This is a genomic window from Thiobacter sp. AK1, from assembly GCF_039822265.1.
In the GTDB taxonomy this organism is placed as follows: domain Bacteria; phylum Pseudomonadota; class Gammaproteobacteria; order Burkholderiales; family Thiobacteraceae; genus Thiobacter; species Thiobacter aerophilum.
Map to the genome: position 1 here is coordinate 82,651 of NZ_JBAJEX010000008.1, position 18,375 is coordinate 101,025.

General features: G+C 63.9%; 19 protein-coding genes. 2 read left to right on the top strand and 17 right to left on the bottom strand.

The window, feature by feature from the left end:
• Positions 1 to 27: 27 nt before the first annotated feature.
• The 15 genes from V6E02_RS10255 to V6E02_RS10325 all read right to left on the bottom strand — a co-directional run bounded on the left by V6E02_RS10255 (position 28) and on the right by V6E02_RS10325 (position 13,605).
• Positions 28 to 726, bottom strand: coding sequence for an RNA polymerase sigma factor FliA (locus tag V6E02_RS10255; RefSeq protein ID WP_347308702.1), 699 nt, complete (start codon positions 724 to 726; stop codon positions 28 to 30).
• Between the two features lie 29 nt (positions 727 to 755).
• Positions 756 to 1,634: a MinD/ParA family ATP-binding protein gene (locus V6E02_RS10260; RefSeq protein ID WP_347308703.1), complete on the bottom strand. Its 879-nt coding sequence runs from the start codon at positions 1,632 to 1,634 to the stop codon at positions 756 to 758.
• 15 nt (positions 1,635 to 1,649) lie between these two features.
• A complete protein-coding gene (flhF, locus tag V6E02_RS10265; protein WP_347308704.1) occupies positions 1,650 to 2,942 on the bottom strand; it encodes a flagellar biosynthesis GTPase FlhF in 1,293 nt (430 codons plus the stop codon).
• Complete coding sequence (gene flhA / locus V6E02_RS10270; protein ID WP_347308723.1) at positions 2,939 to 4,984, bottom strand: flagellar biosynthesis protein FlhA; 2,046 nt, start codon at positions 4,982 to 4,984, stop codon at positions 2,939 to 2,941. Before flhA ends, flhF begins: the two co-directional genes overlap by 4 nt.
• A 35-nt stretch (positions 4,985 to 5,019) precedes the next feature.
• Positions 5,020 to 6,162, bottom strand: a complete 1,143-nt coding sequence (flhB, locus tag V6E02_RS10275; protein WP_347308705.1) for a flagellar biosynthesis protein FlhB — start codon at positions 6,160 to 6,162, stop codon at positions 5,020 to 5,022.
• A gap of 135 nt (positions 6,163 to 6,297) precedes the next feature.
• Entirely contained in the window at positions 6,298 to 6,492 is a 195-nt protein-coding gene (iscX, locus tag V6E02_RS10280; protein ID WP_347308706.1) for a Fe-S cluster assembly protein IscX, read from the bottom strand.
• A complete protein-coding gene (gene fdx / locus V6E02_RS10285) occupies positions 6,489 to 6,830 on the bottom strand; it encodes an ISC system 2Fe-2S type ferredoxin (protein WP_347308707.1) in 342 nt (113 codons plus the stop codon). The genes iscX and fdx overlap by 4 nt, the downstream gene beginning before the upstream one ends.
• A 26-nt stretch (positions 6,831 to 6,856) precedes the next feature.
• Positions 6,857 to 8,719: a Fe-S protein assembly chaperone HscA gene (hscA, locus tag V6E02_RS10290; RefSeq protein ID WP_347308708.1), complete on the bottom strand. Its 1,863-nt coding sequence runs from the start codon at positions 8,717 to 8,719 to the stop codon at positions 6,857 to 6,859.
• Between the two features lie 58 nt (positions 8,720 to 8,777).
• The gene (gene hscB / locus V6E02_RS10295) at positions 8,778 to 9,308 is read right to left on the bottom strand and encodes a Fe-S protein assembly co-chaperone HscB (RefSeq protein ID WP_347308709.1); all 531 of its coding nucleotides are present in this window, start codon (positions 9,306 to 9,308) and stop codon (positions 8,778 to 8,780) included.
• Positions 9,309 to 9,375: 67 nt separating this feature from the next.
• Positions 9,376 to 9,699: an iron-sulfur cluster assembly protein IscA gene (gene iscA, locus V6E02_RS10300; RefSeq protein ID WP_347308710.1), complete on the bottom strand. Its 324-nt coding sequence runs from the start codon at positions 9,697 to 9,699 to the stop codon at positions 9,376 to 9,378.
• Positions 9,700 to 9,719: 20 nt separating this feature from the next.
• Positions 9,720 to 10,136 (bottom strand): Fe-S cluster assembly scaffold IscU, encoded by a 417-nt coding sequence (gene iscU, locus V6E02_RS10305; RefSeq protein WP_347308711.1) that lies wholly within the window; start codon positions 10,134 to 10,136, stop codon positions 9,720 to 9,722.
• Between the two features lie 35 nt (positions 10,137 to 10,171).
• Positions 10,172 to 11,383: an IscS subfamily cysteine desulfurase gene (locus V6E02_RS10310; RefSeq protein ID WP_347308712.1), complete on the bottom strand. Its 1,212-nt coding sequence runs from the start codon at positions 11,381 to 11,383 to the stop codon at positions 10,172 to 10,174.
• Positions 11,384 to 11,428: 45 nt separating this feature from the next.
• Positions 11,429 to 11,902: a Fe-S cluster assembly transcriptional regulator IscR gene (gene iscR, locus V6E02_RS10315; RefSeq protein ID WP_347308713.1), complete on the bottom strand. Its 474-nt coding sequence runs from the start codon at positions 11,900 to 11,902 to the stop codon at positions 11,429 to 11,431.
• A gap of 126 nt (positions 11,903 to 12,028) precedes the next feature.
• Positions 12,029 to 12,781, bottom strand: a complete 753-nt coding sequence (gene cysE / locus V6E02_RS10320; protein ID WP_347308714.1) for a serine O-acetyltransferase — start codon at positions 12,779 to 12,781, stop codon at positions 12,029 to 12,031.
• Between the two features lie 56 nt (positions 12,782 to 12,837).
• Complete coding sequence (locus V6E02_RS10325) at positions 12,838 to 13,605, bottom strand: RNA methyltransferase (protein ID WP_347308715.1); 768 nt, start codon at positions 13,603 to 13,605, stop codon at positions 12,838 to 12,840.
• 206 nt (positions 13,606 to 13,811) lie between these two features.
• On the opposite strand from V6E02_RS10325, the gene V6E02_RS10330 reads away from it, so the two are divergent.
• Both V6E02_RS10330 and mutS read left to right on the top strand, forming a co-directional pair.
• Complete coding sequence (locus V6E02_RS10330; RefSeq protein ID WP_347308716.1) at positions 13,812 to 14,600, top strand: inositol monophosphatase family protein; 789 nt, start codon at positions 13,812 to 13,814, stop codon at positions 14,598 to 14,600.
• The gene (gene mutS / locus V6E02_RS10335; RefSeq protein WP_347308717.1) at positions 14,597 to 17,149 is read left to right on the top strand and encodes a DNA mismatch repair protein MutS; all 2,553 of its coding nucleotides are present in this window, start codon (positions 14,597 to 14,599) and stop codon (positions 17,147 to 17,149) included. Before V6E02_RS10330 ends, mutS begins: the two co-directional genes overlap by 4 nt.
• A gap of 100 nt (positions 17,150 to 17,249) precedes the next feature.
• Here mutS and V6E02_RS10340 read toward each other — a convergent pair whose 3' ends face one another.
• Positions 17,250 to 17,732 (bottom strand): FKBP-type peptidyl-prolyl cis-trans isomerase, encoded by a 483-nt coding sequence (locus tag V6E02_RS10340; RefSeq protein ID WP_347308718.1) that lies wholly within the window; start codon positions 17,730 to 17,732, stop codon positions 17,250 to 17,252.
• Complete coding sequence (locus V6E02_RS10345; RefSeq protein WP_347308719.1) at positions 17,720 to 18,199, bottom strand: peroxiredoxin; 480 nt, start codon at positions 18,197 to 18,199, stop codon at positions 17,720 to 17,722. Before V6E02_RS10345 ends, V6E02_RS10340 begins: the two co-directional genes overlap by 13 nt.
• Positions 18,200 to 18,375: the final 176 nt, after the last annotated feature.

Sequence of the window (18,375 nt, forward strand, 5' to 3'; positions counted from 1 at the left end):
GCGGCGGCACGGGGGAGGGGACCACGGTCAGCTCTCGAGCCACTCCCGGAGCTTGGCGCGCAGCCGCGCCACCGCCTGGGTATGGAGCTGGCAGACGCGGGATTCAGTCACTCCCAGGACCTCGCCGATCTCCCGCAGGTTGAGGTCCTGCTCGTAGTACATGGCCATCATCTGGCGCTCTCGCTCCGGGAGGCTCTTGATCGCTTCCACGAGCATCTGGCGGAAGCCCTGGTCTTCCAGGATGCGCAGGGGATTGTCGGCATCCGTGGCATGGTGGCGCTCGAGAAAATCCGCCCCTTCCGAGTCCTGCAGATCCTCGTAGTACACGAGCTGGTGGCCTCGCGCATCCAGCAGCATCTGCTGATAGTCGGCAAGGGAGACGTTCAGCTCCTGAGCGAGTTCGGATTCCGTGGGCGGACGGCCGAGAGACTGTTCCAGCTTGCTGATGGCGGCTTCGATCTGGCGCAGATTCTTGCGCACCGTGCGCGGCAGCCAGTCGGCGTGGCGCAGCTCGTCCAGCATCGCACCGCGAATGCGTTGCACGGCGTAGGTCTCGAACTGGGCTCCCTGGGTGCCATCGTAATGGTTGGCGGCGTCCAGCAGCCCGATGAGCCCGGCCTGGATGAGATCATCGACCTGCACGCTCGCCGGCAGCCGCGTCATGAGATGGTAGGCGATGCGCTTGACCAGTGGCGCGAATTTCTCGACGTATTCCTCTTTTTTCAAGCGCTTCCCTTGGCGTGTGCGGGCCCCCTTCAGAGGTGGGCGTTTTCTGCTGCGAGGCGGCTTGTCATCACGAGTTTGTGCACAAACGCATCTGGCTTTTCGGTGCCGTCATCAGGCCACGGCCAGGACTCGATGGCTTGCGCGAGCTGGCGGCTCGCGGCGGCTGCGCGGCTGTCCGGGAAGGCATCCACCACGCTGCGTCCCAGACGATCGGCCTGGCGCGCCTGGGCATCCATGGGCAGTTCGCCCAGCCATTCCAGCCGCACTCCAAGGTGGCGGCCGGCCGTCTGCGCGAGATTATTATAAATGGCCTTCGCTTGGCTACCAGCCCTGACTTTTGCCATCACCACATGGAAGTGGCGCTGGGCGAAGCCGCGCGCAAGCCGCTTGATCAGCGCATAGCTTTGCGTGATGGCCTCCGCCGCGCCGCAAAGGACGAGCACCTGTTCCTGGGCGGCGAGTTGTAGCGCCAGGCTGGCGGGACGGCCACCTGCCAGAGGATCGAGCAGCAGCACGTCCACGTCTTGCGCCATCCGGGCGAAGGCCGCGCTCAAGGTTTCCTGGCCAGCTAGATCGAGGCTGGGCAAGCGCGCGAGGGCATCGCCCAGTTCCAGCCAGGCCACTCCCTGCTCACCGTGTGCCACGGCTTGGTCCAGCGGGCGAGCTCCACGCAGGACGGTGGCGAGGTCGTGGCGCGGGGTGGGGGCGAGATCGGCTGGGATGCGGTGCCGCCGTTCGCTCATGACCAGTATGCGCCGGCCCCGCTGGGCCAAGGCAGCGGCGAGCCCGTAGAGCACCGTGGTCCGGCCCACGCCTTCCAGGGCCGCGGCGAGGGCGACCACGCGCAGGGCGTCGGGGCGCAACAGTCGCCGCAGCCCTTCGGCCTGGTCGGAGACGAAGGCGCCCATGTCAGCGGCCCACGCTCACCACGTCTGTGGCGCCACGCTTTCGCTTGGACCCTCTTCCGCAAGCGCACCGGCCGCCGCCACGAGGGAGAATTCCTCGGGACGCGGGGTGAAGGCCGGATCTTCCCGCGGTGGGCGGAAGGCGCGGTCGATGAGGTAGCCGGCGTGGGCAAGATGCAAATCCTCCGGCACGCGCTGGCCATTGGTAAGAAAATGCACCGGCAGTTTGTGGCGGATGGCCACGTCGAGCACCGGTCCCAGACTCATGGCTTCATCCACTTTGGTGAGGATGCAGCCTGCCATGCCGTGGCCGCGGTAGGCCGTGACCACGTCATCCAGCGTGCTGCCGTGGGCGGTGGCGGACAACAGCAACAGACGTTTCACCTCGCGCCCATGGCCACACAGAAGGGCGATTTGCTGGGCGATGCGCCGGTCGCGCTGGCTCATGCCCACGGTGTCGATCAACACCAAATGGCGGTCGGCGAGATCGCTGAGCGTGAGATTGAGATCCGTCTCGTCCTTCACCGAGAACACGGGCACGTTGAGAATCTTGCCGTAGATGCGCAGCTGCTCATGGGCGCCGATGCGGTAGGTGTCGGTGGTAACCAGGGCCAGCCGCGACGGACCATGCTTGAGGGTGCAGCGCGCAGCGAGCTTGGCCACGGTGGTAGTCTTGCCTACGCCGGTGGGCCCCACCAGCGCAAATACGCCCCCTTGCTCGATGAGATCTTCGCCCGCGGACACACAGCGTAGGTTGCGCATCAGCGCCGCCTTGGCCCAGCGCAGGCCGCGCTCGAAATCAAGCTCGCGCGGCATCGCCTCCATGAGCTGACGCGCCAGAAGCGGGCTGAAGCCTGCGGCGAGCAGGCTACGCATCACTTCCAGCTTGAACGGCTCCCGCCCCTTGAGCTCATTCCAGGCGAAACCCGCGAGCTGCCCTTCCAGCATCATGCGGATGGTTTTCAACTCCTGCGCCAGACCTTGCATAAGCTCCGGGGCGATGGTGGCCGCGGGCGGCGTCGGCGTGGCTTGTGCTGCCGTAGCGGGTGCAGGCTCGCGGCCGGCAGGCCCGGCTCTGGGGGTGGAGGCCGGCACGGTGAGCCCTGGAATCTCGTGACGTGCGCTGACGGTGGTCCGCGCCGGCGGCACCGGGCCGGTGAGGGAGGCCACGTCCTCTTCCGCGACCGCCATGATCTCCACGCCGCCGGGAACGGGGCGGTTGCTCAGGATCAGGGCATCCGGACCGAGGGCATCGCGTACCTGACGCAGCGCCTCGCGCGTGGTGGGCGCGGAGAATTTCTTGACGATCATGCGCTAGCTCCCAAAACGGCGGTGACCTTCACGGTCTTGGTGTCGGGGATTTCGGCGTGGGACAGCACCTTGAGCTGGGGTGCCACGCGGCGCAGGAAGCGCGACAGCAGGGTGCGCAAAGGTGCGGGCACCAGTAGCACCGGCGGCAGCCCCTGCGCCTCCTGCTGCTGCACCACTTGGCGGGTCTGGGTGAGCAGGCGTTCCGCTAGTCCCGGCTCCAGCCCCGGTCCCTGGCCTTCGCCCACCTGCACCGCCTGCATGAGCAAATGCTCCAGATTGGGGTCGAGGGCGATCACCTTTAGCTCGTCGCTAGCGGGGAACAGACCATGCACGATGGAGCGAGCAAGGGCGATGCGCACGGCGGCGGTGAGTTCTTCCGCGTTTTGGGTGCGCGTGGCATGGTCGGCCAGGGTGTCCAGAATGGTCTTCATGTCGCGAATGTGCACGCCTTCTTCCAGCAGGTTTTGCAGCACCTTTTGCAACAGGCTCAAGGAGATCAGCTTGGGCACGGTCTCTTCCACCAGCTTGGGCGACTCCTTGGCGATGTGGTCGAGTAGTTGCTGAACTTCTTCTCGACCCAAAAGTTCGGCAGCGTGGCTCTGCATGATGTGGGAGAGATGGGTGGCGATCACCGTGCTGGCATCCACCACGGTATAGCCGTAGGTCTGGGCCTGCTCGCGCAGGCTGGCATCCACCCAGATGGCGGGCAGGCCGAAGGTGGGATCGCGCGTGGGCGTGCCTGGCAGGGTGCCCAGCACGCGCCCGGGATTGATGGCGAGATATTGGCCCACGAAGGCCTCACCCTTTCCCACTTCCACGCCTTTGAGGGTGATGCGATAGGCATTGGGGCGCAACTCCAGGTTGTCGCGGATGTGCACCGCGGGCACCAGGAAACCCCAGTCCTGGGCGAATTTCTTGCGAATGCCACGGATGCGCCGCAGAAGCTCTCCATCCTGGCTGCGGTCCACCAGCGGAATCAGGCGGTAGCCCACTTCCAGTCCCAAGGTGTCCACGGGCTGCACGTCATCCCAGCTCACGTCCATTGTTTCCGGGGCGGGGGGTGGTGGCGCCTCTTCGGCACGCGCCGCTGCCGCTCGCTCGCGCTGGGTCAGGTACCAGGCCACGGCGCCCAGCGCCGCGGCCAAGAGCAGGAAGGCGACATGGGGCATGCCTGGAACGATGCCCAGGAAAGCCAGGATGGCGGCGGTGAGCATCAGGATCTGGGGACGCTGGAAAATCTGTTCCACCAGCTGCTCGCTCATATCCCTTTCTGCCGACACACGTGCCACGACGATGCCCGCCGCGGTGGAAATCACCAGCGCTGGGATCTGTGCCACTAGGCCGTCGCCGATGGTAAGCAGGGTGTAGTTGTTGGCGGCTTGGGCGAGCGACAGGTCATGCTGTAGCACGCCCACCAGCAGTCCCCCCACCACGTTGATCACCATGATGATCACGCCGGCGATGGCATCGCCGCGCACGAATTTGCTGGCACCGTCCATGGCCCCGTAGAACTCCGCCTCGCGCGCCACTTCTGCGCGCCGGCGGCGGGCCTCGTCCTCACCGATGAGGCCGGTGTTGAGATCGGCATCGATGGCCATCTGCTTGCCGGGCATGGCATCCAGAGTGAAGCGGGCTGCCACTTCTGCGATGCGGCCTGCGCCCTTGGTGATGACCACGAAATTGATGATGACCAGGATGACGAATACCACCAGGCCGACTGTGTAGTTGCCGCCCACCAGGAAGTGGCCGAAGGCTTCGATCACCTTGCCTGCGGCATCCGCGCCGGTGTGGCCCTCGAGCAGGATCACGCGCGTCGAGGCCACGTTGAGCGACAGGCGCAGCAGGGTGGTGAGCAGCAGCACCGTCGGGAATACCGAGAAATCGAGCGGCCGGGTGACGTACAGGCTGATGAGCAGCACGATCATCGCCAGCGCGATGTTGAACGTGAACAACACATCCAACAGAAACGGGGGCAGCGGCAGCACCATCATGGCCAGGATCATGACCACGAGGATGGGCCCGGCGAGACGGGTCAAGCTCATACCCTCCAACAGATCCAGCGTGCCGGCGCGGGCGTTCACGCGTGAGTCTCCTCAGCCCGCGAAAGGGGATCCATGTCGGGGGGCACTGGCAGGTCGCGTGGTGGCTCTGGTTTGGTCGCCGCCTGACGCAGCTGATAGACATAGGCGAGTACCTGCGCTACTGCGCTATAGAGCCGCTGCGGCACCTCGTCTCCCACGTCGGCGTGGCGGTAGAGGGCGCGCGCCAGGGCAGGCGCTTCCAGTACCGGCACGTGATGTTCCCGCGCCAGCTCCACGATGCGGCTGGCGAGCAGAGCCGCACCCTTGGCCACCACTTGGGGTGCGGCCATGCGTTTTTCCTCGTAGCGCAGGGCCACGGCGAAATGGGTGGGGTTGGTTACCACTACCTGCGCCTTGGGCACTTCGGCCATCATGCGCCGGCGCGCCGCTTCCCGCTGCATGGCGCGGATGCGGCTCTTGATCTGAGGGTCGCCTTCCGATTCCTTCACCTCCTGGCGCACCTCTTCCTTGGTCATGCGCAGGCCTCGGGCGTACTGCCAGAGCTGAAAAGGCACGTCCGCCACCACCAGGAACAAGAAGGCGCCGACGAGGATCAAGGCGGTGGAAACGGTGAGCGATCCCAAGTGACGGATGGCCACCGGCAAGGGTTCGCCCGGCAGGGCGAAGAAGGCATCCAAGGACTGCCAGATCACCCAGGCAGCCACTCCACCGATGAGCAGGCTCTTTACCACAGCCTTGAGAAGCTCTACCAACGCGTTCAGCGAGAACATGCGGCCCAGGCCGGCAAGGGGATCAAGACGCGTGAAGTTTGGTGTCAGCGGCTTGAGAGTGAAGTTCCAGCCGGAAAGCAGCAGCGGGGCAAGGAAGCCGGCCAAGAGCAAGGCGCCCAGCAGGGGAAGGAAGGCCACCAGCACGTCCACGAACTGGCCGTAGAAACGCGCCAGCATGAGCCGGGAGTCGAGCACGGTCGCCCGATCCAGGGTGAAGCCTGCTTCCATCAGGTGGGAAAGTGTCCTCATGAAATGGTGGCCCATCAGCATGAGCACCCCCAGGGCGGTGAGCAGCTCCAGGAAGGTGGAGAGCTCCCGGGAACGGACGACCTGGCCCTCCTCGCGCGCGCGCTGGATGCGTCTAGCGGTCGCGGCTTCGGTCTTTTCTAGATCGCTGTCTTCGGCCATCCCCGTCCCCCAACGGAGCTATAGTGTATCACCTGGGGGAAAAACACAAGATATTGTGGTCTGGTGGGGGTAGCCCCCGGAGCGCGGCGGGGCCAGGAAGCGGTCGGAAAAAGGCCAGAAGGGGAAAGGGGCGTCCTATTCGGCTTCTTCCAGCCAGGTCATCTGGATGGCTTCCAGGATTTTCTCGTTGGAGGCATTGGGGTCGTCGGCGAAGCCGGGCAGCTCCATCACCCAGCGGTGCAGGTCGGTGAAGCGCACGTATTGCGGGTCCACGTCCGGGTGGGTTTCCGCCAGGGCGATGGCGATGTCGCGCACGTCGGTCCATTTCATGAGCGGCCCTCCTTCACCATGTTGATGGAGTATTTTGGAATCTCGATGACCAGATCCTGGTTCATGATGATGGCCTGGCAGGACAGGCGAGAAGTGGGCTCGAGCCCCCAGGCCTTGTCCAGCAGATCTTCTTCCTGCTCCTCGGGTGGAATCAGGGATTCGTAGCCCTCCCGCACAATCACGTGACAGGTGGTGCAAGCGCAGGATTTTTCGCAGGCATGCTCGATTTCGATGCCGTTTTCCAGCAGGGTGTCGCAAATGGTCTTGCCCGGCACGGCATCGATGGCCGCGCCCTCGGGGCAGAGTTCCTCATGGGGAAGCACGATGAGTTGAGGCATGGCCTGGACCAGGTGGAAATTGTGGGTTAACTCACGTCCGCCAGCTTCTGGCCCGCGAGCGCCTTGCGGATGGAGGCATCCATGCGTCGCGCCGCGAAGCCTTCGGTCGCCTTGTTGAGCGCTTCGATGGCGGACTTGATGGCGCGGTGGTCCTCGCCCTCCAGGGTGCGGCGCAGGCGTTCCATGGCCGCTTCGATTGCGGCGCGCTCCTGGTCGTTAAGAAGGGTGGCGCCATCTTCGGCAAGCGCCGATTGCACGGCTTCCAGGATGCGTTGGCCTTCCACTTGCTGCTCGCGCAAAGCTCGCACCAGCATATCATCCGAGGCGTGGTCGCGGGAAGCGGCAAGCATGCGCGCGATCTCCTCGTCAGAGAGACCGTAGGAGGGCTTGACTGTGATGGCAGCCTCGACTCCCGAGGTTTGCTCCCGCGCCGACACCGACAGCAGGCCGTCGGCGTCCACTTGGAAAGTGAGGCGCACCCGGGCCGCGCCCGCCACCATCGGCGGTATGCCACGCAGCTCGAAGCGGGCCAGCGACCGGCAATCGCTAACCAGTTCCCTCTCCCCTTGCACCACGTGGAAGCTCATGGCGGTCTGGCCGTCCTTGAAGGTGGTGAAGTCCTGGGCACGAGCGATGGGAATGGGCGAGTTGCGCGGGATGATTTTCTCCACCAGCCCGCCCATGGTTTCGATACCCAGAGACAGGGGGATCACGTCCAAGAGCAGCATGTCGTCGGCCTTGTTGCCGGCCAACACGTTGGCCTGGATGGCTGCACCCAGGGCGACCACCTTGTCCGGGTCCAGATTGTTGAGCGGTTCCTGGCCGAAGAATTCCGCCACGGCCCGCTGCACCGGGGGCATGCGCGTGGAGCCTCCCACCATGACCACGCCTTGCACGTCTTGCGGGGTGAGGCCGGCGTCGCGCAGGGCCTTGCGCACCGGCGTGATGGTCTTCTGCACCAGACTGCGCGTGAGTTCGGCGAAGCGTGCGCTGCTGAGCACGAGATCCACTGTCTCGCCGGTGGAGAGCACGGCGGTGAAGCGGGTTTCCGGGTGAAAGGTGAGCTCCTCCTTCACCTCGCGGGCTTTGGTCATGAGCAGACGGTTGTCCTCGGCATTCAGTTGGGACAGGTTGGCCTGCTCCAGCACCCAGCAATAGATGCGCCGGTCGAAGTCGTCCCCGCCCAGGGCGGAATCACCAGCCGTGGCGAGCACTTCGAACACGCCCTTCTGGAGACGCAGGATGGAAATGTCGAAGGTGCCACCGCCCAGGTCATAGACTGCGTAGATGCCCTCCGACGCGTTGTCCAGGCCGTAGGCCACGGCCGCGGCGGTGGGTTCGTTGAGCAGGCGCAGCACGTTGAGCCCCGCGAGCCGCGCAGCATCCTTGGTGGCCTGGCGCTGGGCATCGTCGAAATAGGCGGGCACGGTGATCACCGCCCCGACCAGTTCCCCGCCCAACGCCTTTTCCGCGCGCTGGCGCAGGACCTTGAGAATCTCTGCCGATACTTCCACTGGGCTTTTCACCCCAGCCACGGTGCGAAACTGCACCATGCCCGGCGCATCGACGAACTGGTAGGGGAGTTCGTGGACATGCTCGATGTCCTTGAGACCGCGGCCCATGAAGCGCTTCACGGAGACGATGGTATTGCGGGGATCCAGGCACTGGTTGAGCTGAGCCTCGTAGCCCACCTGGGTGCGGCCCTCCGGCAGATAACGCACCACCGACGGCAGCAGGCTGCGTCCCTGCTCGTCGTTGAGCACCACGGCCAGGCCACTGCGCACCGTGGCCACCAGGGAATTGGTGGTGCCCAAGTCGATGCCAACTGCCAGCCTGTGCTGGTGGGGCGCGGTGCTCATGCCGGGTTCGGCGATCTGTAACAGTGCCATGGTATTCCTGTCTGGGTGGAAAGGTGGGGCCCGCTAGCGGGCCAGCTTAAAGAGGTGCTCAGCTTTCCAGGGCCTCGAGGGCGGTGTGGATCTCGTCCTTGAGTTTCTCGAAAAAACGCAGCTTGCGCACGGTGGCGGCGGCGGCGGGATAATCGTGCGTGACGTCGATCTGGCGTGCTAGCTCGTCCTCTAGCACGTGCATCTCTTTGCGCAGCTTGGTGGCCAGGTGATCGAGTTCGCCGATCTCGCCTGCCTCGCGCGCCTCGCCGATGGCCTCTCGCCATTCCATTTGCGCCATGAGGAAATCCGTCGGCATGGCGGTGTTGGTTTCCTCTGCCGTTTCCACGCCATTTAGCCGCAGCAGATAGCGTGCGCGCGAGACCGGGTCCTTGAGGGTGCGGTAGGCCTCGTTGACATGGGTGGCCCATTGCATGGACAGTCGCTTTTCCGCATCGGTGGCGTGGGCGAAGCGGTCCGGGTGGACCTGAGCCTGCAGGTCACGGAAGGCCTGCTCCAGGCGCCCGGCGTCGATGCCGAAAGCGGGCGTAAGGCCGAATAGTTCAAAATGGTTGCGGGAGAAGTCGATCATCGGCTCTGGTTGCAAACCGCCTGCGGCGGGACAGCAGCCTCCTCATGGGCGTGGCGGCGCGCTCTCCTCATACATTGAACGATTCGCCGCAGCCGCAGGTATCCTTGACGTTAGGGTTGTTGAACTTGAACCCCTCGTTCAAACCCTCGCGCGCATAATCGAGTTCGGTGCCATCGAGATAGACCAGGCTTTTGGGGTCCACGAAGATCTTCACGCCGTGGCTTTCGAAGGCCTGATCCTCGGGCCGTTCCTCGTCTGCGAATTCCAGCACGTACGCAAGACCCGAGCAGCCAGTGGTGCGCACACCCAGACGCAGACCTACCCCCTTGCCCCGCTTGGCGAGAAAGTTCTTGACGTGAGTCGCTGCTTTTTCCGTCAACGTGATGGCCATCCCTTGCCCCTCATCGCCATTCACTTGGCCGCCGTTTCCGTGGTCGCCTCGGTATCCAGGCCGTGCTTTTTTTTGTAGTCCGCGACGGCTGCCTTGATGGCGTCCTCGGCCAAGATGGAACAATGGATCTTCACTGGCGGCAACGCCAGCTCCTCGGCGATTTGCGTGTTCTTGATCTGCAGCGCCTGATCCAGGGTTTTGCCCTTCACCCACTCGGTGACCAGGGAGCTGGAGGCGATCGCCGAGCCGCAGCCGTAGGTCTTGAACTTGGCATCCTCGATGATGCCGTCCTTGTTGACCTTGATCTGCAGCTTCATGACGTCGCCGCAGGCCGGTGCCCCGACCATGCCGGTGCCGACGGACTCGTCGTCCTTGTTGAAAGACCCCACGTTGCGGGGATTTTCGTAGTGATCGAGAACCTTGTCGCTGTATGCCATGACTTACTCCTTATCGAATGGACCCGTGGAAACGCTCAGTGAGCGGCCCACTGGATGGAATTGAGATCGATGCCTTCCTTGTACATTTCCCACAGCGGCGACAGCTCACGCAGCTTGGCGATCTTGCTCTTGACCAGATCGATGGTGTAGTCGATCTCTTCCTCGGTGGTGAAACGGCCAATGGTAAACCGGATGGAACTGTGGGCCAGTTCGTCGCTACGGCCAAGGGACTTCAGCACATAGGACGGCTCCAGGCTCGCCGAGGTACAGGCGGAGCCGCTGGAGACGGCCACATCCTTAATCGCCATAATCAACGATTCGCCTTCCACATAGGCGAAGCTCACGTTCAGGTTATGGGGCACGCGTCGCTCCATGTCGCCATTGACATAGACCTCCTCGATTTCGCTTAAGCCTTTCCAGAGCTTGTCGCGCAGCATGCGGATGCGCTCGTTTTCCGTGGCCATCTCCGCTTGGGCGAGGGCGAAGGCCTCACCCATGCCGACGATCTGGTGCGTCGCCAAGGTGCCGGAGCGCAGGCCGCGCTCATGGCCGCCGCCGTGCATCTGCGCTTCCAGGCGCACGCGCGGCTTGCGACGCACGTAGAGCGCACCGATGCCTTTGGGGCCGTAGGTCTTGTGGGCGGAGAAGGACATCAGATCCACCTTGAGCTTGCCAAGGTCGATGGGCAGCTTGCCCGTGGCCTGCGCCGCATCCACGTGGAAGATCACGCCGCGGTCGCGCAGAATCTCGCCCAAGGCTTCGATGTCCTGGATTACGCCAATTTCGTTGTTCACGAACATCACCGAGGCGAGGATAGTGTCTGGGCGCAGCGCAGCCTGGAATTTCTCCAGATCCAAAAGTCCGTTGGGTTCGGGCGCGAGATAGGTCACCTCGAAGCCCTGGCGCTCCAGCTCGCGACAGGTGTCGAGCACGGCCTTGTGTTCCGTCTTCACGGTGACGATGTGCTTGCCCTTGCCCTTGTAGAAATGCGCCGCGCCCTTCAGGGCGAGATTGTTGGATTCGGTCGCGCCCGAGGTCCAGATGATTTCTTTGGGATCGGCATTGACCAGGGCCGCCACCTGTTCACGGGCGTGCTCCACGGCCTTTTCCGCTTCCCAGCCGAAGGCATGGGAGCGCGAGGCCGGATTGCCGAATTTCTCCGTGAGATAGGGAATCATCTTTTCCGCGACCCGAGGGTCCACCGGGGTGGTGGCCGAGTAGTCGAGATAGATCGGAAGTTTCAGCATCGGAATCGGTCCTTTCGTCTACGTCCATGCCTGCCGTCACCGGCTTTAGGCGACGGCCGCCTTGTTGTCGGAAGCCTCGCGCGAATCGCGCACCACTGCCACCTTGGCGGCCTGGGCCTGCTGGGCTGCGACCAGGTCAGCTAGGGTCACCGACTCCAGATAGTCGTAGATGTGGCGGTTGAGGTTGGTCCACAGCTCGTGGGTCATGCAGCGTTCGCCTTCCAGGCAGTCACCCAAGCCCCCGCACTGGGTGGCATCCACCGGCTCGTCCACGGCGCGGATGATATCCGCTACCGACACGGCCGAGGTGGCCTTGGCCAGGGTATAACCGCCGCCCGGGCCGCGTACGCTGTCCACCAGGTTGTGGCGGCGCAGCTTGCCGAACAGCTGTTCCAGATAGGAGAGGGAGATTTTCTGGCGTTCACTGATGCCGGCCAGGGTGACGGGGCCGTTCCCGTCGCGCAGGGCGAGATCCAGCATGGCAGTGACCGCGAAGCGTCCTTTGGTTGTGAGTCTCATGGCAATTTCCCCGGTTTGTCTGACATCGATGCCCCAATGGGGCGGCATCACGAAGGCCTGTCTGGGAACCACCACCCGCGGGCGGGGCGCACCCAGTGCATCCTTAACCTACCGTACCCGAGCATTTTAGTCAACTATTTTGTTCAAATAGTTCACGTCGAAGCGGTCCTCCGGGAGGGCCTCTTTGTCCAACGCGACCCCCAGTTGCTGCAGGGCCTTGAGCATCGCCTCCATGCGCCGGTCGTTGCTGGCGATGTGATCGAGGATGGCATGGATGGCCTTCACCATGGGATCGTTCATGTCCTGGCTGATGGCATAGGCGGAGAAGCCCATCTTTTCCGCTGTGGCCGCCCTCTGCCGGGCCTGTTCGCTGTCCAGGATGCGCGCCGGGATGCCCACGGCCGTCGCCCCCGCGGGCACATCCTTCACCACCACCGCGTTGGAGCCGATCTTGGCGCCATCGCCAATGAGGATGGGGCCCAGCACCTTGGCGCCGGCGCCGATCACCACTCCCTTGCCCAGGGTGGGGTGGCGCTTACCTTTCTTCCAGGTGGTGCCGCCCAGGGTGACCCCATGATAGAGGGTGCAGTCGTCGCCGATCTCGGCCGTCTCCCCGATGACTACGCCCATGCCATGGTCGATGAACACCCGCCGGCCGATAACCGCTGCCGGGTGGATTTCCACACCCGTGAGCCAGCGGCTCAGGTGTGAGATGAAGCGGGCCAGCCATTTCAGGCCCAGATGCCACAAGCGGTGGGCCAGACGGTGGATGAGCAGGGCATGCACCCCGGGATAAGTGGTGAGGATCTCCCAGGTGGAGCGCGCCGCGGGGTCGCGCTCGAAAACCACGGCGATGTCTTCGCGCAGATGCTTGAACACGGCGTTAGCCTAGCTTTATCAAGAGGTCGAAGTCTATTATAAGGAAGTTGACTAAATTAGTCCACTTTGCCTTTGTCCTTGCGATGGGCCTGCTTGAGGATGCCCAACAGGATGGCGAGCTCTTCTTTTTCCAGCCCGCAGCGATCGAACAGGCGGCGCAGGCGGGGCATTAGCCGCTTGGGGTGCGCGGGGTCGAGAAACTGGATGGCGATGAGGGTTTCCTCGAGCCGGCGGTAAAAATATGCCATCTCGCGGAGGCTCACCCGTGCAGGGGTCGCTGGCAGGGCAGCCGCACCCAAGGCCGTCAGACGCAGCTCGTAAGCCATGACCTGCACCGCCGCGGCCAGATTGAGCGAGGGATACGCCGGATCGGCGGGCAGAGTGACGAGACGCTGGCAGTGGGCAAGCTCGGCATTGGACAACCCGAAGGTCTCGTTACCGAAAACCAGGGCTACCGGCTGGCTGTGGGCCAGGGCCAAAAGTTCCGGTGCCGCCTGGCGCGCTTCCTGCGGCGGCTGGGCGAGTTCCCGCTCGCGGCGGGTGAGCCCCACCGCCATCGCACACTCGGCCAAGGCCTCCTCCACGGTGGCGTGGACCTGGGCTCGTTGCAGGATGTCACTCGCCCCCGCGGCCAGGGCATCGGCATCCGGATGGGGGAAACGCCGCGGGGCCACCAGTTTGAGCTCTTTAAGGCCCATGGTCTTCATGGCGCGCGCGGTCGCCCCAATGTTGCCGGGGTGACTGGGGCGACAGAGCACGACATGGATCCGGGCGAGCGCCTGCAGGCGGGCCTCCTGGGCGAGTTCCTCTTGGGCGGGATTCAATTTACAATGCGCGGCTTGTTCTTTAACGTGAGGGCGCAGGCCCGCCCAGGCCGTCCGCCGGGCGATCGGTGCTTGTGCGTGGTACGTGTCTTGGCATCGCAGGCACGCGCCGGTCTAATGGATAATCTGGATTTGAGGCGTTCCGCCAGGGGCACGGCTTAAAGAGGGCCGCGGCTTTGCGGGCCCACATCAGTCGAAGGTCTCTCATGCATCCCATGCTCAACATTGCGGTGAAGGCTGCGCGCCGTGCCGGCAACATCATCAACCGCGCTTCCCAGGATCTGGATCTGCTGACGGTCCGCAGCAAGAGTCACAACGAGTTCGTGAGCGAGGTGGACCACGCGGCGGAGCAGGCCATCGTGGAGACCTTGCTTGCCGCCTATCCAGACCACGCGATTCTAGCAGAGGAGCGAGGCCGCCAAGGCCACTCGGATTATGTGTGGATCATCGATCCGCTGGATGGCACCACCAACTTCTTGCACGGCTTTCCCCAGTATGCGGTGTCCATCGCCCAAAGTCATCGGGGCGTGCTCACCCACGCAGTGGTTTACGATCCCACCCGCAACGAGCTGTTCACCGCCAGCCGCGGCCGGGGCGCGTTTCTCAACGACCGGCGCATCCGGGTGAGCCGGCGCACCAAGCTCGCCGAGGCCCTGATCGGCACCGGGTTTCCCTTCCGCGAGTTGTCCTTTCTCGAACCCTACCTGAAAATCTTCGGCGATCTCCTGCCACGGACCGCCGGCCTGCGTCGCCCCGGCTCCGCCGCGCTGGATCTGGCCTATGTGGCCGCTGGACGCTATGACGGCTTCTTCGAGGCCGGCCTCAAACCCTGGGACATGGCCGCGGGCGCGCTTCTGATCCTGGAGGCGGGTGGCTTGATCGCCGATTTCCAGGGCGAGGATGGCTACCTGGAGAGCGGCAACGTGGTGGGCGGCAACCCCAAGGTGTTTGCTCAGTTGCTGCAGGTGATCCAGGCCCACACCCGGCGCACATGACGACCCACGCCATGGACGCGATGCTCGCGCAGCACACGCCCATGATGCAGCAGTATCTGCGCATCAAGGCCGAGTATCCGGACATGCTTTTGTTCTATCGCATGGGCGACTTCTACGAGCTGTTCTACGAAGATGCCCAGCGCGCTGCCCAGCTCCTCGACATCACCCTCACCACGCGCGGCATGTCCGCCGGTCGGCCCATCATCATGGCCGGCGTGCCGGTGCAGTCGGTGGAACAGTATCTGGCACGGCTCGTGAAACTGGGACTGTCGGTCGCCATTTGCGAGCAGGTGGGGGAGGTCACAGGCGCCAAAGGCCCCGTGGAGCGCAAGGTCACCCGCGTGGTGACACCGGGCACGCTCACCGACGCGGCGTTGCTGGAGGATCGCCAGGAGGCCTATTTGATGGCCTTGGCCCCGGGGGCCGGGTGCTGGGGTGTGGCCTGGCTGTCCCTGGCGGCGGGCCGGTTCTGGGTCACCGAAGTGGCGGTGGATTCACTGCCTGCCCTACTGGAACGGGTGCGGCCCGCCGAGCTCCTGCTGCCGGAAGCCCTGGACGAGCCAGCTCCCACGCGCGCCGCGCTGCGCCGGCTGCCGCCCTGGCAATTCGATGCCGATAGCGGGCGGGCCTTGCTGTGCCAGCAGTTCGGCACACGCGATCTGACCGGCTTCGGCGTGGAAGGCATGCTAGCGGCGATCGCCGCCGCCGGGGCCCTGCTTGGCTATGTGCGCCAGACACAGTTTTCTGCGCTGCCCCACATCACTGGCCTGCGCTTGGAGCAGGCTTCGAACTACGTGCTGCTCGATCCCGCTAGCCGGCGCAACCTGGAGCTCACGGAGACACTGCGCGGTGAGCGCGAGCCCACCTTGCTATCGGTGCTGGATGCCACGGTCGGCGCCATGGGTGGGCGTTTGCTGCGTCACTGGCTAAATCATCCCCTGCGCGACCGCGGCGAGCTAAGCGTGCGCCTCGATGCCGTGGGCGCGCTGGTGCAGGCGCAACCTGCGGCAATCCGGGAGAGACTTGCCCGCATCGCCGACATCGAACGCATTGTCGGACGCATCGCCTTGCGTTCGGCGCGGCCCCGGGATCTCTCCGCCCTGCGCGACAGTTTGGCTGAGCTGCCGGCGTTGGTCCGCCTGCTTGCGCCTTTCGACAGCCCGCGGCTGGCGAAGCTTGCGCAGGATCTCACGCCGCGCGTTGCCATACACGCGCTGTTGGTCCAGGCACTCAAACCGGAACCCGCTGCCACGGTGCGCGACGGGGGCGTGATCAACGACGGCTGGGATGCGGAGCTCGATGAACTGCGCGCGCTTCAGAGCAACTGTGGCGACTTCCTGCTTAAGTTGGAAGCACGCGAGAAGGCACGCACCGGTATCGCCAACCTCAAGGTCGAATTCAATAAGGTGCACGGCTTTTATATCGAGGTCGGCAAGGCCCAGGCCGAGCGCGTGCCGGAGGATTACCGGCGACGGCAGACGCTCAAGCATGCCGAGCGCTACATCACGCCAGAGCTCAAGGCCTTCGAGGATCGGGCGCTGTCGGCGCAAGAACGGGCATTGGCGCGGGAGCGTCAGCTCTTTGAAGCCCTGCTGGATCGTCTGCAACCGGAGCTCGAGTCGCTAAAGTGCCTCGCGCAAGCTGTGGCGGAACTGGACGTGCTGTGCGCGCTGGCCGATCGCGCGCTGGCCTACAACTACGTCGCGCCCGAATTCACCGACACGCCCCGCATCGAGATCACGGCCGGCCGGCATCCAGTGGTGGAGCGACAGGTGGATCATTTCATCGCCAATGATCTCGTGCTCTCGCCCACACGGCAGATGCTCCTCATCACCGGCCCAAACATGGGCGGCAAATCCACCTACATGCGCCAGACGGCGCTGATCGTGCTGCTCGCCCACATCGGCAGCTTCGTACCCGCGCAGCGTGCGTTGATCGGGCCGGTAGACCGCATCTTCACCCGCATCGGCGCCGCCGACGATCTTGCCTCGGGGCGCTCCACCTTCATGGTGGAAATGACCGAGACCGCCAACATTCTGAACAACGCCACGCGCGAGAGCCTGGTCCTGCTGGACGAAATCGGGCGCGGTACATCCACCTTCGACGGGTTGGCCCTGGCCCATGCCGTGGCACGGCATCTGGCCGAGAAGGTGGGGTGTTTCACCCTGTTCGCCACCCACTATTTCGAGCTTACGCGGCTGGCCCAGGCGTTTCGGCAGATCGCAAACGTGCACCTGTCCGCGGTAAAGCACAAGGATCGCATCGTCTTCCTGCACACGGTGGAGGAGGGGCCTGCCAGTCAGAGCTATGGCCTGGAGGTGGCGCAACTCGCCGGCGTGCCCGCCGCCGTGATCCAGCAGGCACGGCGCTATCTCGTCATGCTGGAAAACCAAAGCGTGGCGGCTAGTAACCAAGGTGATCTATTTGCAACCAGGCTGGAGCCGGCACCGCATCCGGCTCTTGAGCGCTTACGCGAGACCGATCCGGACGCACTCTCGCCACGGGCGGCGCTGGAACGGCTTTACGAGCTCAAGCGCTTGCTGGAGTGAGGGCGGACGTAAAAAACGCCGGGCATGCCCGGCGTTTTTCGTAGAGCGAGACTTCAGGATCTGCGACGCGAGCCCTCTTCCAGCCAGATTTTCTCAACGTTCAGTGGGAATGGCCGTGCGGTCCGTGCACGTGTCCGTGGGCGATTTCCTCGGGCGTGGCGGGACGCACGTCGGTGACGGTGCAGGAGAAGTGCAGGGTACGGCCCGCCAGCGGATGATTGCCGTCCACCACCACCGTGTCTTCGCTCACGTCGGTGACGGTGTAGAGAATCATCTCATCGGAACCTTCCGCCCCACCTTCAAACTGCATGCCCACCTGGATGTCGGTTACTGGAAATACGCTGCGCGGCTCCACCCGGACCAGGGAGGCGTCATACTCGCCGAAGGCATCTTCCGGCTCCAGGGTCACAGACAAGGTATCTCCGGGCTGCATGCCCTGCAGCTTTTCTTCCACTACCGGGAAGATGTTGTCATAGCCGCCATGCAGGTAGCTGATGGGTTCCTTGGATTCCTCGAGCAGGTTCCCCTTGCTGTCGGAGAGGGAGTAGGTCAGGGTGACCACGGAATTTTTCACGATTTGCATGGGTGCATTTCCTTGATGAGTGCAAGCACCTCCTGCGCATGTCCCCTGGGATTCACTCCATAGAGAGCGTGCCGGATGATGCCTTTCTTGTCGATGATGAAGGTCGAGCGAACGATGCCCATCTTTTTCACTCCGTCCTTCTCTTTCTCCTGCCATACGCCGTACATCTGGCAGACTTCGCCTTCCGTATCGGCCAGCAGACGCACGGCCAGCCCGTGCTTGTCGCGGAAGGCGGCATGACTGATGCAGTCGTCGCGCGACACTCCAATCACCACCGTATCCAGATTGGCCAGCTCATCGTCGATGTCGCTGAATTCGATGGCTTCGATGGTGCAGCCGGGGGTGTCGTCCTTGGGATAGAAGTAGAGCACCACGTTTTTCTTCCCTTTGAAGTCGGAGAGCTTGACCATCTCCATGTCCGCGTCGGGAAGATCGAAATCGGGTGCGACGCTTCCTGCCTGCAACATACCATCCCCTGCTTGGGTTACTTCTGCCGTAAAGCGTACACCGGCGAAGTATTGGCCCATTCTAAACCATTTCCGGGGCCACACAAGAAAACCTATGTGCAGGTGTAGAGAGCAAATAAACTGTCCGGACTTGTAGCACGATGGTTGTCCGGTTTTATTGGGTACCGAGGAGGTGC

Excerpts from the sequence above, each read along its gene's own strand:
- V6E02_RS10260 (WP_347308703.1), bottom strand. The coding sequence starts at position 1,634 with ATGGGCGCCTTCGTCTCCGACCAGGCCGAAGGGCTGCGGCGACTGTTG.
- flhF (WP_347308704.1), bottom strand. The coding sequence starts at position 2,942 with ATGATCGTCAAGAAATTCTCCGCGCCCACCACGCGCGAGGCGCTGCGT.
- flhA (WP_347308723.1), bottom strand. The coding sequence starts at position 4,984 with ATGAGCTTGACCCGTCTCGCCGGGCCCATCCTCGTGGTCATGATCCTG.
- flhB (WP_347308705.1), bottom strand. The coding sequence starts at position 6,162 with ATGGCCGAAGACAGCGATCTAGAAAAGACCGAAGCCGCGACCGCTAGA.
- iscX (WP_347308706.1), bottom strand. The coding sequence starts at position 6,492 with ATGAAATGGACCGACGTGCGCGACATCGCCATCGCCCTGGCGGAAACC.
- fdx (WP_347308707.1), bottom strand. The coding sequence starts at position 6,830 with ATGCCTCAACTCATCGTGCTTCCCCATGAGGAACTCTGCCCCGAGGGC.
- hscA (WP_347308708.1), bottom strand. The coding sequence starts at position 8,719 with ATGGCACTGTTACAGATCGCCGAACCCGGCATGAGCACCGCGCCCCAC.
- hscB (WP_347308709.1), bottom strand. The coding sequence starts at position 9,308 with ATGATCGACTTCTCCCGCAACCATTTTGAACTATTCGGCCTTACGCCC.
- iscA (WP_347308710.1), bottom strand. The coding sequence starts at position 9,699 with ATGGCCATCACGTTGACGGAAAAAGCAGCGACTCACGTCAAGAACTTT.
- iscU (WP_347308711.1), bottom strand. The coding sequence starts at position 10,136 with ATGGCATACAGCGACAAGGTTCTCGATCACTACGAAAATCCCCGCAAC.
- V6E02_RS10310 (WP_347308712.1), bottom strand. The coding sequence starts at position 11,383 with ATGCTGAAACTTCCGATCTATCTCGACTACTCGGCCACCACCCCGGTG.
- iscR (WP_347308713.1), bottom strand. The coding sequence starts at position 11,902 with ATGAGACTCACAACCAAAGGACGCTTCGCGGTCACTGCCATGCTGGAT.
- V6E02_RS10330 (WP_347308716.1), top strand. The coding sequence starts at position 13,812 with ATGCATCCCATGCTCAACATTGCGGTGAAGGCTGCGCGCCGTGCCGGC.
- mutS (WP_347308717.1), top strand. The coding sequence starts at position 14,597 with ATGACGACCCACGCCATGGACGCGATGCTCGCGCAGCACACGCCCATG.
- V6E02_RS10340 (WP_347308718.1), bottom strand. The coding sequence starts at position 17,732 with ATGCAAATCGTGAAAAATTCCGTGGTCACCCTGACCTACTCCCTCTCC.
- V6E02_RS10345 (WP_347308719.1), bottom strand. The coding sequence starts at position 18,199 with ATGTTGCAGGCAGGAAGCGTCGCACCCGATTTCGATCTTCCCGACGCG.